General features: G+C 40.8%; 15 protein-coding genes. 4 read left to right on the top strand and 11 right to left on the bottom strand.

Features of this window, described 5'->3' with window-relative positions:
* Positions 1-369: 369 nt before the first annotated feature.
* Positions 370-1227 carry a tetratricopeptide repeat protein gene (locus tag CWC18_RS03385; RefSeq protein WP_138593200.1) on the bottom strand — a complete coding sequence of 286 codons (858 nt, stop codon included), beginning with the start codon at positions 1225-1227 and terminating at the stop codon, positions 370-372.
* A 58-nt stretch (positions 1228-1285) separates the two neighbouring features.
* A complete protein-coding gene (locus CWC18_RS03380) occupies positions 1286-3199 on the bottom strand; it encodes a DNA topoisomerase III (RefSeq protein WP_138674709.1) in 1914 nt (637 codons plus the stop codon).
* Positions 3200-3575: 376 nt separating this feature from the next.
* On the opposite strand from CWC18_RS03380, the gene CWC18_RS03375 reads away from it, so the two are divergent.
* The 4 genes from CWC18_RS03375 to CWC18_RS03355 all read left to right on the top strand — a co-directional run bounded on the left by CWC18_RS03375 (position 3576) and on the right by CWC18_RS03355 (position 5876).
* Entirely contained in the window at positions 3576-3824 is a 249-nt protein-coding gene (locus CWC18_RS03375; RefSeq protein ID WP_138674708.1) for a helix-turn-helix domain-containing protein, read from the top strand.
* Between the two features lie 5 nt (positions 3825-3829).
* Positions 3830-4141 carry a hypothetical protein gene (locus CWC18_RS03370; protein WP_138674707.1) on the top strand — a complete coding sequence of 104 codons (312 nt, stop codon included), beginning with the start codon at positions 3830-3832 and terminating at the stop codon, positions 4139-4141.
* A 3-nt stretch (positions 4142-4144) separates the two neighbouring features.
* A complete protein-coding gene (locus tag CWC18_RS03365) occupies positions 4145-4744 on the top strand; it encodes a hypothetical protein (RefSeq protein ID WP_138674706.1) in 600 nt (199 codons plus the stop codon).
* Between the two features lie 316 nt (positions 4745-5060).
* Positions 5061-5876, top strand: coding sequence for a helix-turn-helix domain-containing protein (locus tag CWC18_RS03355; RefSeq protein WP_249348219.1), 816 nt, complete (start codon positions 5061-5063; stop codon positions 5874-5876).
* A 154-nt stretch (positions 5877-6030) separates the two neighbouring features.
* Here CWC18_RS03355 and CWC18_RS03350 read toward each other — a convergent pair whose 3' ends face one another.
* The 9 genes from CWC18_RS03350 to nlpI all read right to left on the bottom strand — a co-directional run bounded on the left by CWC18_RS03350 (position 6031) and on the right by nlpI (position 16394).
* On the bottom strand, positions 6031-8148 hold the full coding sequence (locus CWC18_RS03350; RefSeq protein ID WP_138592830.1) for a methyl-accepting chemotaxis protein: 2118 nt from the start codon (positions 8146-8148) through the stop codon (positions 6031-6033).
* Between the two features lie 191 nt (positions 8149-8339).
* Positions 8340-8672, bottom strand: a complete 333-nt coding sequence (locus tag CWC18_RS03345) for a Na+/H+ antiporter subunit G (protein ID WP_119860154.1) — start codon at positions 8670-8672, stop codon at positions 8340-8342.
* A gap of 8 nt (positions 8673-8680) precedes the next feature.
* Positions 8681-8950, bottom strand: coding sequence for a K+/H+ antiporter subunit F (locus CWC18_RS03340; protein ID WP_010365913.1), 270 nt, complete (start codon positions 8948-8950; stop codon positions 8681-8683).
* The gene (locus CWC18_RS03335; RefSeq protein ID WP_119860153.1) at positions 8944-9480 is read right to left on the bottom strand and encodes a Na+/H+ antiporter subunit E; all 537 of its coding nucleotides are present in this window, start codon (positions 9478-9480) and stop codon (positions 8944-8946) included. Before CWC18_RS03335 ends, CWC18_RS03340 begins: the two co-directional genes overlap by 7 nt.
* A complete protein-coding gene (locus CWC18_RS03330; protein ID WP_138674705.1) occupies positions 9481-10998 on the bottom strand; it encodes a monovalent cation/H+ antiporter subunit D in 1518 nt (505 codons plus the stop codon).
* Positions 10995-11342, bottom strand: coding sequence for a Na+/H+ antiporter subunit C (locus tag CWC18_RS03325; protein WP_138592828.1), 348 nt, complete (start codon positions 11340-11342; stop codon positions 10995-10997). The genes CWC18_RS03330 and CWC18_RS03325 overlap by 4 nt, the downstream gene beginning before the upstream one ends.
* Complete coding sequence (locus CWC18_RS03320) at positions 11342-14134, bottom strand: monovalent cation/H+ antiporter subunit A (RefSeq protein WP_138592827.1); 2793 nt, start codon at positions 14132-14134, stop codon at positions 11342-11344. Before CWC18_RS03320 ends, CWC18_RS03325 begins: the two co-directional genes overlap by 1 nt.
* Before the next feature lie 264 nt (positions 14135-14398).
* Entirely contained in the window at positions 14399-15532 is a 1134-nt protein-coding gene (locus tag CWC18_RS03315; RefSeq protein ID WP_138674704.1) for a hypothetical protein, read from the bottom strand.
* Positions 15516-16394: a lipoprotein NlpI gene (gene nlpI / locus CWC18_RS03310; protein WP_138592825.1), complete on the bottom strand. Its 879-nt coding sequence runs from the start codon at positions 16392-16394 to the stop codon at positions 15516-15518. Before nlpI ends, CWC18_RS03315 begins: the two co-directional genes overlap by 17 nt.
* Positions 16395-16448 lie beyond the last annotated feature (54 nt).

Below are 16448 nucleotides of genomic sequence, written 5' to 3'. Positions count from 1 at the left end.
CTATTTTTTTGTCAACACTTAATTTTAAACATTTTCTTAAGTGAAAAGCTAAACTAAGTTTTACTTGACGCTGACTCGTTTTAATTTGCCTTTCAGCGTGTTGCTCCGTTTCAGTGGGGTCGCATTATAGGGAGATGCAGAAAAAGCGCAAGCATTTATTTAAATAAAATCACAAAAACATGTACTTCGCTTAAAAAGCATACCAAACACCTCAAAACAGACAGAAAAAGTAACAGTAACGTCATATTTCTAGCTACTTTTCTTGCGACGGAAGTTAAGTATTGTCTATATTTAGCAATACGCAAACATAAAAAGCAAAAAAGCCGTTAATCTTCATTAACGGCTTTTATATCTGAACTCATGTTGCGGCTAATATAACAAGCTATACAATTTCCTGCGGAAGGTTGCCGCCAGCGCATCTCCATCAGGTAAAGACGCGACAATATCTAAGTACTGCTTTTTAGCGTCACCAAAGTTTAAATCTTTTCTCAATACAGTGAACAATAACTCAAGCGCTTGCTCTTTTTTACCTGCATCATTCAATAATGAGGCAAGTTTTACTTTAATATCATTATTATCAGGCTCAGCTTCTAATGCTTGGCTCATCGCTTGAATTTCAGGTGACTCTTGGGCTTGAAGTGCTTGTGCTAATTTAGCCGTTAAATTTTGGTAATATGCATCGCGCTCTTCTTCTAAAATGCTATCAAGTAAGGCTTGAGCATCTTCTAGCTTTTGGATCTGTATACAGATATCTGCCAATACCAACTTAACTCGCGAATTAGTTGGGTCTATTTCATACGCTTGTTTAGCAAAATTAAATGCACTGTTTTGGTCATCACTTTGCAGTGCCTGCTTTGCTTGATCTAACAGAAGCATCTCAGGCTTTGGTAAATGGTTGGCAAGCGCTTTTTTGATGTCTTCTTCAGTTTGCGCACCCGGTAGCATTTCTACAGGCGCACCATTTTTTAGCATGACTAATGTAGGTAAAGCTTGTAAGTTTATTTGCTGCGCTAATTGACCTGCTAGTGCTTGTTGTAAATCGCAGTCTACCGTCGCAACAATAATATGGTCAGTATAAGTCACAGCTAGGTTAGTCAAAATTGACGCTTGGGCAACACAATCAGGGTTTTGTGCGCTGAAGAAAGTAAGCAATATTAGTTTTTCTTGGTTTTGCTCACCCAATGTCTGTTGAATATTTTCAGGCGTTAATTGAATTTGGTTACTCATATTTGCTTTCTGTGATGTATTTTCTTCTTATATAGTGGCAAAAATCTTATTTACAAGCTTAACTTTTTGCCTTTGTACGCTTTCGAGTTTTACGCTTAAACGTTCGAGGCTTAGACAGCCCTTTCAAATCTGGGTTATTTGCGACCTTTGCATCGCTAACAAATTCACCCAGTTGAGACAACAAAGGGTCCATAAACATTTGATAAGTACATTCCTTATTGGCTATTTGCGCAAGGTGAGACTCCCATAATGCGGTCCTATCAGGCAGCGTAAGTGATTCAGGTAACATGGCTATCATTGCTTGCCCTAGCTCTGTTGATCTGATCTGTTTGGCATTGCGTGCTAAAAACCCACGCTTAAAGAGCAGTTCGATAATACCTGCGCGTGTGGCCTCAGTGCCTAAACCATCGGTTTCTTTTAATATCTTTTTAATGTCTTTGTCTTTTACATAACGACTGATCCCCGTCATTGCAGCCAACAGTGTTGCATCGGTATAATACTGAGGAGGCTGAGTATGCTTTTCTTGTATTTGGGCATCGTGACACTGTAAACGCTGCCCTTTCACCAAAGGCGGTAAATAGGTAGATAAGTTATCCTCATCATCACGGGCTTTACCAAACAATACTTTAAAGCCAATTTCATTGACTTGTTTTGCCTTCGCGATGAACAAACCACCAGCAATCATAATGTCAGCTTTGGTTTCATCATAACTAAACGCAGGGTAAAACTGTGCTAAATATTGCCTGCTGATCAGGCCGTACACTTGTTGCTCTTGATGGCCTAACTGTGCGGACTTCAACTTTTTACTGGTCGGAATAATGGCGTGGTGGGCAGCGACTTTTTTGTCATTCCAGCATTTTGATTTCAACGATAGGTTAGCAGCATCCACTTTAGATTGCTCACACCCATTATTATTTACCATTGCTGCCACGACCGATTCTCTTTCTTTATAGTGCGCCACTGGTAAATATCGGTTATCAGAACGTGGATACGTAATAAGTTTGTGCTTTTCATATAGGCTTTGGCACACGTCAAGCACCTGTTTAGCCGACATACCAAATGCTTTACTGGCATCGATTTGTAATGCTGATAAGTTATACGGTAAAGGCGCAAGCTGCTTTTTAGGCGTTTTCTCAATCGCGGTGACTTCACCTTCTTGATCCTTTATGCGCGAGGCCACATTTTCAGCAAGCCCTTTGACTAATACGCGTTTTTCTTCATCCATATAGGGCGCACAGGCATCACTGGGCTGCCACTTAGCACAGAAACGGCTCTTATCTTGCGTCTGTAAATGTGCAAAAACCTCATAAAATGGTTTTGATACAAACTCTGCAATGTCTGCGTCTCTTCTCACCACCAAACCAAGTACTGGTGTTTGTACTCGCCCTACAGACAGCACCCCTTGATACCCTGACTTTTGTCCCGCTAAGGTATAAGCACGTGTTAGGTTCATGCCATATAACCAATCGGCTCTGGCTCTGGCAAGGGCAGATACACTCAACGGCACAAAGTTCTGATTCGATTGCTGCGTATTGAGCGCCTTTTTTACCGCTTGAATATTCAAGTCACTAATCAGCAACCTTTGCGTCGTGTGTTTTTGCCGTTCTGATAGCCCCACATATTGCAGTACTTCATCCACAAGTAACTGCCCTTCTCTATCCGGATCACCCGCGTGCACAATCGTCTGTGCCTTTTTTATCAGCTTTTTCAGGACACCAAGCTGCTTTTTGGTATTTGCCTTGGCTTTAAATTGCCACTCAGTTGGTATGATAGGTAAGTCTTGATATTGCCATTTTTTATACTTAGGGTCATAGTCATCAGGCTGCGCTTGTTCAAGTAGATGGCCAATACACCACGAAACAACACTGCCATCGCTGGTTTCAATAAAGCCATCTTGTTTTTTATGTGGCTTGGGCAATGCATCTGCTATCGCTCTGCCTAACGATGGTTTTTCAGCAATATAAAGTTTCATGTGTGGTCTTAATATAGAATAACTGTATAAATTAACAGTTATTCTAAGCCAAGTTTGCAATAGATTCCAGCTTTGAGGCTCACGCCAGTTATTTTGATGATTTATCAATCTTATAATCGGCCTAATATGAGTGTTGCCCTATTTGCTCTTTTGCATCATAAATCTACTCACCACTTAGCTGTTAAAAACTGACTACTTTGAACAGCGCCAAAAGCACTTATAAGATCATTAAACTGGCTTTTTTACTCTAACTTAACGTTATAGCCGCACAAAATGTAAACAAAATGTTTGCTTTTTCTTTATTTGTAAATATCATGTCGACATAGAATGTGGGAAACCACCCCTTTTCTAGCTATTAATAAAAAAGGATAAGGATGTGATAAATGGAGATGATCTTCGAGCTATGCGAGTCAATGCGGCCATTTCTCAAGAGAAAATGGCTAAAAAACTCGACTGTGATAGAAAAACCATCATTAATTATGAGCTTGGTGTAAGTGATATTCGTTCAAAACAGCTTTTCATGTGGCTTGTATATTGTAAGATAGACGCTGGATCGTTATTAAACGAAATAAAACAGATCCGCGACATCACAAACAGTAAAGAAAAACCCAACTTACAGGATTAAGAACCATGAATAAATTTAGCCTACACCATGTTTTTAGCTCTATGAATCTATTTATTAAGGCGAATGGGAAGCACAAGGAAATAGCAAGAAGTGATTGTAGTTTGGTGTCGGATGGCTATTTGGCTATTAAGCCACCAAGAGTAAAAACTGTTAAGAACAATTTAACTTCATCAAAAACCGAGAACGCTATTTGCGAACTTTCTACCAAAGTGTGTACTCTTGCATTGGGAGGGACGGCATATAAAACCCCTAGAGCGGTTGCGACTAACTTTGCCCCAGTCCCTCCGATTGTTAAGGATGATAAAAAGCAAGGATAGACAATGAAACTTTCAAACCTAATTTTACTAAGTATTACATCTATCGCATTTTTTTATATTCAACTTTGGGATGTACAACTGGTAACCCCCTTATACCTGTCTTTATTAGGAATATGTGCAGCCTATGGTATATACACAAAAAATATAAATATGACTCATATTGCTGGGTTCATCTTTGTTTTAAATACTATCGCATATGTCATTTTTGAAACAGGTTTAATAAATCACGTAACACCTGATGAAAATACACTATTACAGAGCACTTTTATTTATGGTGTTCAATTACTCTTTAGCATATCAACTGTATTAGTACTAATTTTTCGCGTACAGTTATCTAGAATATTATCAAACTCAAGAAACATTGAACTAACACATTTTGACGGTATATTTCATTGGCTATATATATATAACTCTATAATTTATTTATTAACCCTGCTTGAAGATGTGTTCTATAATTCCTTTGATATGAAATCTTGGACTTTAATCTATGACAATTTTGAAGGACTTATTTATATTTCTTGGGCACTTTGCTGTGGTGTATTATTGACTATGATGATTTGCTCTTCTAAAGACAATCGTAAAGATGAAGTCGGCGCTTTATAATAAACACAGGTAATTACATCTCGATATGTAATTACCTCCAGCCACCTTCCTACTCCTCCTAAATACCACTCTAACATGCCTCATACTTTATGCTTAAGCTCCATTTGATTACTCAACCATAAAAGCCTTTATTAATTTTCAGTTAATACTGATATGCTTGCAATTTATTTATTAACTTATTTTCTTAAAAAGATCATACTATATATAAACCTGCCCTTTGCTACCCATAAATAGCTAAGTAAGGCGATAATCAATAAAGGTGATTTCTCTAATATGCATTCAAACATAGAATTTAATGCAACATAGGTCAAAAGATATGATTAACGGTGAAGATCTAAAAGCTATCCGGATACGTGCTAGCATTACTCAACAAACCATGGCCAATAGGCTAGACGTTGATAGAAAAACCATCATCAATTATGAGTTAGGTGTTAGTGACATTCCGTCTAAGAAACTTTTTAGCTGGTTACGTTATTGTAAATTAGATACCTCTGTATTGCTCACACAAATAAAAAGTATACGTGAGCAAGCTAAAAACAATGATACAGCCAAGTTACTTGATTGCGTCACTATCGCGTTTGTTTGCAGCCAAATATGGACCCTTGATGTAATAACGCATTTTTATTTATTATTACTTGGAATATGTAGTGTCTACGGCATATACCTAAAAAATATAAATATGGTGCATATCACCGGGTTTATTTTGCTTATCACAGGAGTAAACAAAACCGTATTTGATATAGGCTTAATAAATAACATTATTCCTGCTGACAATCTACTTTTACAAGGAACGCTCGTTTATGGCACGAACTTGATGTTTAGTTTGGCTCTCGCCTTAATATTAATTTTTAGGGTACAGCTTTCGCGAATAATCTCCCATTCAAAAAATATTGAACTCACCCACTTTGATGGTATTTTTCACTGGGTTTTTATCTATATGGCAACTATAAATTTAATCTCACTGTTGGAGCATGTCGCCTGGTCTTATTTCGAAATGAAATCATGGTCCTTGATTTACGATAACTTCGAACGGCTTGTTTACATTGCGTGGGCTGTTAACTGCGGTGCATTACTGACTATGATGATTTGTTGTTCTAAAGAAAATCGTAGCGATGATGCCAGCACTTTTTAATTAATAGCAAGAAAAGTGCTCACACTGCTTGTTTGCGTAGTGCTACGTGGCGAACTTAAAAATAAGCAGCCCTTTTACATCTCTGCATCACTACATCTCTGCATAAAACAAGGCTGCATATTGCTAGGCAGCCCATTACGGTGTGGCAAGGATGCTACTTTGTTTTCAGTAAATTTAATTGTGTATGCTTTTGTTCAACAATTTCCGTCATAACGCTGGCGGCCTGCTCAACTTGGTCAGCAAGTTCCGATAGCTCAGCGGCCGCATCTGCAATACTGGTGGTATTGGTATTGATCTCTTCCGTTACCATGCTTTGCTCTTCTGCTGCTGTGGCAATTTGCGTTACCTCATTAGAAATACTGGTCAATGCGGCCACCATGGTACTCATTGCCTGAGACGACTGCTGACAGTAATCAACCGCTTGCTCCCCATGCGCGACCGAGCTTTCGATGATTTTCTCTGAGCTACCCACTTCAAACGTTAAGTTATCAATCAATTTGCTGATATCGTCGGTTGATGCCTGTGTTTTTGAGGCAAGCGCCCTGACTTCATCAGCCACGACTGCAAAGCCACGCCCCTGCTCGCCCGCTCTTGCGGCTTCAATAGCGGCATTTAATGCCAGCAAGTTTGTTTGCTCTGCAATGGCCCTAATCACATCGAGGATTTTTGAAATATCACTACTTCGTTCTGCCACCTTGTTTATTGCTTGTTTCGCTTCAAGTACTTGAGAGGCCATTTCATGAACTGTTTCAGTTGTTTTTATAATGCCGGCTTCACTTTCTTGCACTTGCTTTGTGGCATCATTGGTACTACTTGCTGCTTGTTCAGACGAACGTGCAACCTCAGCCGCGGTGGCACTGAGTTCATTTATGGCGGTAACCACACTGTCTATTTCAATATGTTGGTTCGCGACTTTATTTTTAATGTTGATTGCCACTTCTGTGGTCGAAAATGATTGTTGGTAAGATTGCTCAGCCAGTAATTTCAAATCATCAATCATGTTACGCAGTTTATTGGTAAAGGCATTAAACCCTCTGCCCAGTGCGATCAATTCCGCATGCTCACTCACCTCGAGTTCATGGGTCAGGTCCCCTTCACTTGAGGCTAAGTTTTCTACTCTATGTTGAATATGGGTTAAAGGTTTGATGACCGTGTTCACTAAAATAACCGTCACAAACACACCAATACCTGCAATAATAAGGCCCACGAACATCATCCGTCGACCTAATGCATCCGTTGATTCTTCAAGCTCTCTTGCCAGTAAATTGGCATTACTTAATACGACCGCTTTAGGCAATTCAATCACTAACGACCAAGTTGTGCTTGCCAGCGGAATATCAATGGCAACCGCGACAGCAATATCTTCATTAAATTCGGAAAAGCCTCGGTTACGATGTAACACTTTTAAACTATCGGCTCGAGTTTTATTAATTGATTCGCTCAGTGGCCTTGCTAGGTTTTCATAGTGGCTAGAACCAACCACAAGCCCTAATTCACTTAATAAAGTTACTTTGGCTTGCCCGTTATATAAAGAGCGAGACAACTCTTCAACAAGCTCTTGAAAAATAGGCAGATTAACATCGACACCCACTAATCCTTTAAATGCACCACCTCCATTAACTGGTACCGTTAATGATGTCATCATGGTTTGTGTACCAGGACTCACCTCATATAAATACGGTTCCATAATACAAGGGGCATTTTTATCTCTTGCACATAAGTACCATTCAGCCTCACGTAGCCCAAACTCATTTCGTTTATCTAAGTATTTATCACTTGCTGACGCAACTTTTTGCTGTGCTATACCCGATGCATCTTGGGTAAAGTAGAGTTCAAATGTTCCTGCCCCGACTACCGAATGAGAAGCACCTGTTGTATATTGAGCATCTAACCCATCATAGCCATTTTTTTCAAATTGTGCATACATGGATGACACTAGCTTATTCTGTGCTAGTGCACCAGAGATGGCAAGCTGAACACTTTCCCGTGTTAATGGCTTTTCTGCACTGGTGCTGTTGAGTAAACCGGCAAACGTATATGGGATCCGATAAGCTTCATTAATGAAGCCCGCAACTTGCTGTCCATAAAACTGGCTTTGAGCAGTTAAATTTTGCCGTATTTCATTAAATAGCACTTCTTGAACACGTTTGTTCTGTGAGTTGTTTTCTTCTTTTAGGTGTAACCAAGTAAAAACAGTTAAGGCTAATACCATTACTGTAACGAGTACTCCAACAAAAACCAATAGCTTACTGCGAATAGAGATATGCTTCATTGTCCACCTTAATACCCTGTGTTTAACTGAAAATGGCAGCTTAAACTAATCCAAGCATAGCAAGAGTTTAAAATACAAAAATGAAGAATGATAGTTATTTACAACAAAGGCACAATGATAAGAAATAAATCACGCACAACAGATACAAAAAAGCGAGGCTTAAATCCTCGCTTTTTACTTGAAATTAAAGACTAGACGTCGTCTTCAATATTATCTTTTCCAGATGTGCGCTCTATACTATCGAGCTTATGATGTATCGCTGATTTGATCAGCATATAGCCACTAATAGGTGCCGTAAGTAATAAGAAGATTGAAATCAATATTTCTTTAACACTTAAACCTTCACCTGTGGTACTAAAAAACACCATCGCCGCAGTCAACAAACTAGCCATACCCAAGGTCGTTGCTTTTGTTGGCCCGTGTAAACGCATAAAAAAATCGGGCATTTTTACCAAGCCAATCGACCCGACCAAGACAAAGCAACCACCGATCAACAATAGTATTGAAATGATATATTCAGCCATACTTGCCTCTACTCTATAATATCGCCACGCAGTAAGTATTTACATACTGCAACCGTGCTAACAAATCCTAACATCGCAATAAGTAGCGCCGCTTCAAAATACAACGCCGTGCCCATGCTCATACCATATAAAATGATCAGCGCAATGCTATTAATATACATGGTATCTAACGCTAAGATCCTATCGGGTACTGAAGGCCCAACCACTAAGCGCCACAAGTTAAGCAATAACGAGATCCCTATCATAGCGAAAACAATTAAAATAACAGTTTCTAGCATTCAAAGATCTCCTTTAGCGGTGCTTCGTAGCGCTGCTTTATTGTTTTTATCAACGCCTCTTCATCTTGCAGATTTAACACATGGATCAATAAATAGCGCTGACTCGGATCTTCACCTTCTGGCAATGACTCTAACCAAGGATATACTTCTGCACTGACAGTACCAGGAGTTAGAGACACTGTACTTGCCAAAATTGTAATTGGCATACTGTGCGTTAAATCTAAGGGGACTTTAACAAACCCCGGATTTAACTTTTTAGTTGGCCCTAAGATCAAAATAGCCACCTGTACATTCGCGGTAATAATGTCATACAAAACCAACAACAAGTGACGCAATGCCAAACCTGGGCGCATGATCAATGGTTGCTTTGTACGAAATGGATACGTTGCCAATGGAATTAATATTGCCAGTACCGCTGCTAAAATAATATGTCCCAACGACATTGTATTATTTAGTAACAACCATACTGTAAATAGCAGCAAGCTGCGAAATGGCGTGGGTAACCAACTAAATCGTGCTTCTAAACGCATTTACTGACCTCCCTCTAAAATAGCCGATGTGGTGCCTCTAAAATCATGTAACACCGTTGCTGCATTTAATGCATATTCACTTGCTGGACCCGCAAATATTGCCATAAGAGGCGCACTTGAAAGTAACACAATTAACGCAGCCAATTGAGCCGGATGAACGCGCTCTTGTTCATGACTATCATTGGTATTGCCTTTATGATGCCAAAACACGGTACTGCCCGCTTTTGAAATACCCACCAATAAGGCTAAGCTAGCTAATAAATATAATGGCCAAAATACGACGCCATATTCGCTGTTAAAGGTGGCTTTTAATAACCAGATCTTAGCGATAAAGCCCGACAAAGGCGGCATACCTATGGCAGCAACGGCCGCAATCACAAACCCAAAGCCGAGTAATACAGGCTGAGTCACTGGACGACCTACGGTGATCCTATCTGCGACTTTACCGCGTTGCTTACCTATGAGATCAGCGAGTATAAATAATGCGGCTGTGACCATGGTTGAGTGAACGAGGTAATAGATCGCTGCGGCACTGGCTTCGACGGTTTGCACCGCGACTAAAGCCACCAATGTACCCACAGATACAATCACCAGATTTGCGACTAACTTACGTAAATCTTGGCTGGCTAATACGCCAATAGCCCCCATGACAATGGTTGCCAATGCCAACCACCAAAGCCAATTTTGTGCCATATGACTCAGCTCGCCCGCCTCATCACCAAAAATCAGCGTGTAAACACGCATCATAGAATACACGCCCACCTTAGTCATAATCGCAAACAAGGCTGCCACAACGGGCATCGCCGTTGCGTAAGTGTTCGGTAACCACAAGTGCAAAGGTAAAAGTGCGCCTTTAAGTGCAAATACGACCAATAATAATAAGCCACCAATCTTAGCGAGATACACATCATCGCCTTCTAAAAAGGTCACTTTTTGTGCCATATCAGCCATATTCAACGTACCGAGTACACCATACAGCACACCCAAAGCGATTAAGAAAATTGCAGAGCCAACCAAGTTCATAATCACATACTGAAGCGCAGCACGCGTATTACGCTTATCACCACCATGCATCAACAATGAGTATGATGCGATAAGGAGCACTTCAAAAAATACGAATAGATTAAACGCATCTCCTGTTAAAAATGCACCGTTTACGCCCAGTAATAAAAAATGAAGTAATGGATGGAAAAAGCTTCCATTTTCATCATCTCCAGCACATGCATAGAGTGCACAGACGGTACATAATATACTGGTCAAAGACACCAATAAGGTAGAAAGTGGATCAGCGACTAACACTATGCCGAAAGGCGCGGACCAGTCACCAATGGCGTATACCGCAGTACCGTGCTGTTGAACTTGTAATAATAGTGCTATTGATACACATGATGTGATCAAGCCCAAAACAACCGAAGCGATACGACGTATCGCCACATTTTTACCACAAGGTGGCATCAGTAAAATAACACCTGCCAACATCGGCAGTAAAACAGGTAAAGATGTCAAATGCTGGATCATGCTTTGCCCTTTTTATCTTTCTCAGGAACCTGACCATTCACATGGTCATTTCCTAAATCTGCTCGACCACGGATCGCTAAAATAACGACAAATGCTGTCATCGCAAAACCAATTACAATTGCGGTTAAAACCAATGCTTGAGGCAGTGGATCAGCATAATCTGTGCTATAGCCTAATACTGCCGCTTGATTTAAGCTCAGTCTACCTGAGGAAAACAAAAATAAATTCACTGCATACGACAGCATAGTTAAACCCAAAACTACGGGAAATGTACGCGACCGTAAAATCAAAAATACGCCACACGCAACCAACAACCCCACGCAAGATGCATATAATAATTCCATTAGACTTTCACCTCATCTTTATGTGCACTTGCAGTCAGCTTACCTAAACTCGCAAGGATCATTAACGTGGCACCAACTACGGTAATATACACGCCCAAATCGAAGACTAATGCACTCGCAAGTTCAATTTTACCAATGAATGGAATATCAAAATACTCAAACCATGTGGTCATAAATGGACGACCAAAGGCCCAACTACCCACGCCTGTAAATAACGCAATGGCAATACCTGAGGCAATTATTTTGCGGTAGTTAATCGTCAAGCGCTCTGCTATCCAATTCGAACCATGAGCAATATACTGTAATATAAATGCAATCGCCGTTACTAAGCCCGCAATAAATCCACCACCAGGTAAGTTATGGCCTCGTAAGAAAATATAAAATGATACTAACAACGCCAAAGGCAGTAGCGATTGCGAAATACTGGCAAGCAATAATGGGTAACGCTCTTTCGCCCAAGGTCGACCTTCGCTGTCACTGCCTGGCATAAATAATGGCAAGTTAACTAACAGCTTATAAATACCCAATGCAGCAATACCCAGTACACAAATTTCACCTAACGTATCAAAACCACGGAAATCGACCAAGATCACATTCACAACATTGGTCCCGCCGCCACCCGTTTTGGCATTTGCTAGGAAGAAGTCTGAAATAGACTCAAGTGGTCGCGTGATCAGCGCGTAACAAATACTCCCCACTACTACGCCAATCGCAGAGGCAATACCTAGGTCACGCAATACGCGTATTGAGCTTGATTCTTTTGGTGAACGCTGGGGTAAAAAGAACAGTGCCAACATTAGGAGTATAATAGTGACTACTTCTACCGTGAGCTGTGTCAATGCGAGATCCGGCGCTGAAAAGCGCGTAAATGCCACCGACACCATTAAGCCAACGACTGAAATCATGAGCAACGACACCATACGTGAGCGATGCCATATTACCGTACCAATTGCACCAATCATCAATAATGCAGCACCAATGCCATTATGAATATCAACTGGGGTGGGTTGTTTACCACCGACAAGCTGACCCATTTCAAACAACGGCCAACCAGCACTAATAAGCACCACTACCAACATCAACATTAAATAACGCTGTAACGAGCCATTTTCAATTTCACTGATCTTACGCTGACACCACTTGATCATCACATATACGCTACCATCAAATACTTTTTTAGCATTAAGCGGAGGAAGTGACGCTTGGAATTGGAACAAGTATTTGCGCTGGGTATAAATTAACAAACCACCACATACTGCAATCGCACTCATAAGGAGTGGCAAGTTGAATCCATGCCAAATGGCAATTTTAAACTCAGGGACATATCCGCCAAGCACCGCAGTCGATGCTGCTTGTAAAACCCCATCTACTACAAAGTGCGGGAACATACCCACAACCAAACATAAGGCCACAAGTACTTCAATAGGAATACGCATATAACGCGGTGGCTCGCTCGGCTCTTTCGGCAACCCTACCGGCTCACCATTGAAGAATACATCGTGAATAAAACGGGCAGAATAAGCAACTGAGAATGCTGCAGCAACGGTCGCCAATACTGGCACTAACCAAGACATAGATCCTAATAATTGCTGATGAAGTGTTTCTGCAAAGAACATTTCTTTAGATAAGAAGCCATTCAATAGCGGCACACCAGCCATCGCTGCTGCCGCAACCATCGCAAGGGTGGCTGTGTACGGCATAAATCGCCACATACCATTGAGCTTACGCATATCTCGTGTGCCCGTTTCATGGTCGATAATACCGGTCGCCATAAACAACGACGCTTTAAAGGTTGCATGGTTAATAATATGGAAAATAGCCGCCACAGTCGCAAGCTCTGTATCTAAACCAAAGAGCAAGGTAATTAACCCTAGATGGCTAATCGTTGAATAAGCTAGCAGCCCTTTTAAGTCATGTTTAAACAATGCAACGTACGCTGCAAACAGCAATGTCACAAGACCTGTTAAACCAACTAAAATAAACCATAATTCAGTGCCCGCCAGTGCTGGGTAAAACCTTGCTAGCAGGAAAATCCCCGCTTTTACCATTGTGGCTGAGTGTAAGTAAGCACTTACAGGTGTTGGTGCTGCCATTGCGTGTGGCAACCAAAAATGAAATGGAAACTGTGCCGATTTTGTAAAGGCACCCAGTAAGACTAAAATAAGGGTGATTTCATACAGCCCATGTGCTTGAATAATTTCTCGACTAGCCAGTATTGTATCTAAGTCATAACTTCCTACAATATTGCCCAGTAATAGCAAACCAGCCAATAATGCTAAACCACCACCACCTGTGATGGTTAAAGCCATACGTGCGCCTTTACGGGCTTCTGATTTATGCCACCAGTAGCTGATCAATAAAAATGAGCTAATACTGGTTAACTCCCAGAATAGCCATAGCTGCAAGACATTATTTGACATCACAATACCGAGCATTGCGGTCATAAATAGCATCAAATAGGCAAACAGCTTAGGCATTGAATCTTTAGAGCTTAAATAATAACGGGTGTAAAAAATCACTAAGATCCCGATACCCAAAATCATAAAGACGAATAAAAGCGCCAACCCATCTAACCTAAGTGATAAATTCAGGCCCAAGAGAGGCACCCATTCAGCACTGTAACGGATCACTTCCCCGGCAAAGACCGCAGGGGCTAAATTCACTGCCATCGCAAGTGCAATAACTGGCATTAACAAGGTCAACCCTGTCGATTGATTACGTGTTAATTTACCCGTTAATGAAGAAATAATACTGCCGAATAAGGATAACAAGGGTATCCAAAGCAAAGTCATAGAGTAAACCTTTTATTATTGCGTCGTCCAAGTACGACCATACACCATATTTAGTGCGCTGTTTGGTGTTGGGCGTGAAAGAAAACAACCGTGACTTTCACCACACAAAACTAACCATAGTTATACTGTATTAGTGTTTGAGTTGTCTATAGTTTCAGATTCTAGCTGATTCTATTTTAGACAAGATTAACAAACAATTCAGATATATTTCATATCTCATGAGAAATGTGAGCCAACTAAAATTATTCAGTCAAATCGAGTCTTTCACTTTTTCACCCAACGCTTTGCGTGCTGTGCGTTAATGGCCTGTTGCCACAGCCGCCGATATTGTGCTGTAAGAGGCCTGTTTTGATACTCCATAATGCTCCAACCGTCGCTGGGTTTGTAAGCTTGTAAAGTACCATAATTACACGTATTACTTTTCACCCACCCCTTGGGCGCATCGTTTAACTCACCTACATACAAGTTAGGTGCATGACGCCCAGCTCGCTGACATAACCACTTAGCCTTTTGTTTGGGTACCGAGTATTCATCTTCAAAGCCACTAAAATGCATCAGTTCATGCATGAATACCGCATATTGGCTTTGTGTATTTAACGTCATCATATCGCCGCGCACATTTGCGTTACCTTGACGCGTCATCATCAACGCTTTATCGCCTTGAGCTAGTAGCTCTGGATAGGCTCGCTTAAGTGCTGCCACATCGCAGTAGGCAAACTGCGAATTATCCGGTGTGCACTGCATAATATTGCCAATATATATCGGCTCGCTAAAACAATAGCTCCAAACACTTGGCTCAGGAGCTCTCGTATATCGAATTTTAAATTGCTTTAACTTTTTAACCGCGGCTAAATGGTCCGTCAGCACTAACACTCGGTTGATACACTCTCTCGCAAAAGTCACACCATCTAGCGGAGATACCATATTATGCGCTGCTAAACGTTCGCTATTAAATGCACTTGGTAGCACACCACGATGCAAAGACAACCAGTCTGAATAATGCATCGGTAAGGGCCGCTTTGAGACAATCAATGAGATTGCATTAATGTCGTTGGCTGCTGTTAACAGTGCAACTAAACGTATCACCTGCGCCTGTGACGCATCGTTTAAATACTGCTGCCAATAAATCCGACTTCGTGTATATAACCCTTGCTTTGCAAGCCGAATGGCCCACTCAAAGGCAATCTCAGGCTGTTCTAGTTTTGATAAAGAGCGAATGGTTGCATCAGGCAGTGCATGTAACGCAATACGTGATTGTGCTTGATAAAATGAATGTGGATGCTGCGCTAAAAAAGCGGCTTGACTGTGTAAACTAAAAAGGAGGGGGTGATGGCCACTTTGGGCCATCAAAAACAAACAACTTGTAACGATTAAACTGTGCTTAACCTGCGTTTTCACGGGCTAACAAATCTAACTCTAAACGTGCATATTTATGTTCTACAAACTCAAACACGTTGGTTGCTAAGGTTAACTTGAAAAAATCAACGGCGACATCAGCCTTACCTTCGCTTTGATACAGTTTTGCAAGATAAAAATACGCTTCACACAAGCGTTCTGAATACGCTTTTTGATCCTTTACGCCAGTAGAAAGTTGCTTTAGAAATTGCCCTTCAGACAACTCCCCTAAATATAGCGCAACTAACTGTGAAGACCATTCTTCACTATTTATTGCCTGCTGGTTAGCTTTGAGGGTCGCTTTTGCAGCAATAGGATCTAATTTAGATTGCGCTAAATATAACCACATTGCGCGATATGCATCTTGCGGAGAGCGTTCTAAAAATGATGTTAAGTCGTCAGTTGCTAGTTCAGAGCGATCGCCATAATACAACGCAATGCCCCGATTTAAATACGCATACTCATGCTGTTCGTCAATCTCTAGCACAGTGTCAAACATTTCATAGGCTTTGCCAAATTCTTGCAACAATGTATGGTGAATACCTAAAAAATTGTAAACCTCAGCCAAGTCAGGCTTCATTTTAATCGCACGATTAAAATCTATTCTTGCTAAAGTGCTTAAGCCCAAGCTGTCGTAAAGCATACCGCGGTTATAATAAAGCTGTGCACGTTGCTCTTTGGGTAAATCAACGCCCAGTAATAATTCAGAATAGCGCGCAATGGCAATCTCATTACGAAAATTGGCTTGTAAAGGAACACTCAAAGGTACATTTACAACGCGTTGTTCAACTGGTTGCTCGGTAGATTGACAACCCATTAACCCAAGGAGTACCAGGGGTAAAACGATGATGGATTTTAAATTCATATCCTTCCTTTAGTAAGCCTAACTCTAAATTCAATGAGCTTGCATTAAAACATA

The sequence above is a fragment of the Pseudoalteromonas aurantia genome, assembly GCF_005886875.1.
In the GTDB taxonomy this organism is placed as follows: domain Bacteria; phylum Pseudomonadota; class Gammaproteobacteria; order Enterobacterales; family Alteromonadaceae; genus Pseudoalteromonas; species Pseudoalteromonas aurantia_A.
The sequence above is the reverse complement of the archived record's forward strand: the minus strand, read 5'-3'. Positions and strand labels throughout refer to the sequence as shown.

Bases quoted from the DNA above. Each gene is read 5' to 3' on its own strand.
- CWC18_RS03370 (WP_138674707.1), top strand. From the start codon at position 3,830: ATGAATAAATTTAGCCTACACCATGTTTTTAGCTCTATGAATCTATTT.
- CWC18_RS03325 (WP_138592828.1), bottom strand. From the start codon at position 11,342: ATGGAATTATTATATGCATCTTGCGTGGGGTTGTTGGTTGCGTGTGGC.
- CWC18_RS03345 (WP_119860154.1), bottom strand. From the start codon at position 8,672: ATGGCTGAATATATCATTTCAATACTATTGTTGATCGGTGGTTGCTTT.
- CWC18_RS03380 (WP_138674709.1), bottom strand. From the start codon at position 3,199: ATGAAACTTTATATTGCTGAAAAACCATCGTTAGGCAGAGCGATAGCA.
- CWC18_RS03365 (WP_138674706.1), top strand. From the start codon at position 4,145: ATGAAACTTTCAAACCTAATTTTACTAAGTATTACATCTATCGCATTT.
- CWC18_RS03355 (WP_249348219.1), top strand. From the start codon at position 5,061: ATGATTAACGGTGAAGATCTAAAAGCTATCCGGATACGTGCTAGCATT.
- CWC18_RS03320 (WP_138592827.1), bottom strand. From the start codon at position 14,134: ATGACTTTGCTTTGGATACCCTTGTTATCCTTATTCGGCAGTATTATT.
- CWC18_RS03340 (WP_010365913.1), bottom strand. From the start codon at position 8,950: ATGCTAGAAACTGTTATTTTAATTGTTTTCGCTATGATAGGGATCTCG.
- CWC18_RS03385 (WP_138593200.1), bottom strand. From the start codon at position 1,227: ATGAGTAACCAAATTCAATTAACGCCTGAAAATATTCAACAGACATTG.
- CWC18_RS03330 (WP_138674705.1), bottom strand. From the start codon at position 10,998: ATGATCCAGCATTTGACATCTTTACCTGTTTTACTGCCGATGTTGGCA.
- CWC18_RS03335 (WP_119860153.1), bottom strand. From the start codon at position 9,480: ATGCGTTTAGAAGCACGATTTAGTTGGTTACCCACGCCATTTCGCAGC.
- nlpI (WP_138592825.1), bottom strand. From the start codon at position 16,394: ATGAATTTAAAATCCATCATCGTTTTACCCCTGGTACTCCTTGGGTTA.
- CWC18_RS03350 (WP_138592830.1), bottom strand. From the start codon at position 8,148: ATGAAGCATATCTCTATTCGCAGTAAGCTATTGGTTTTTGTTGGAGTA.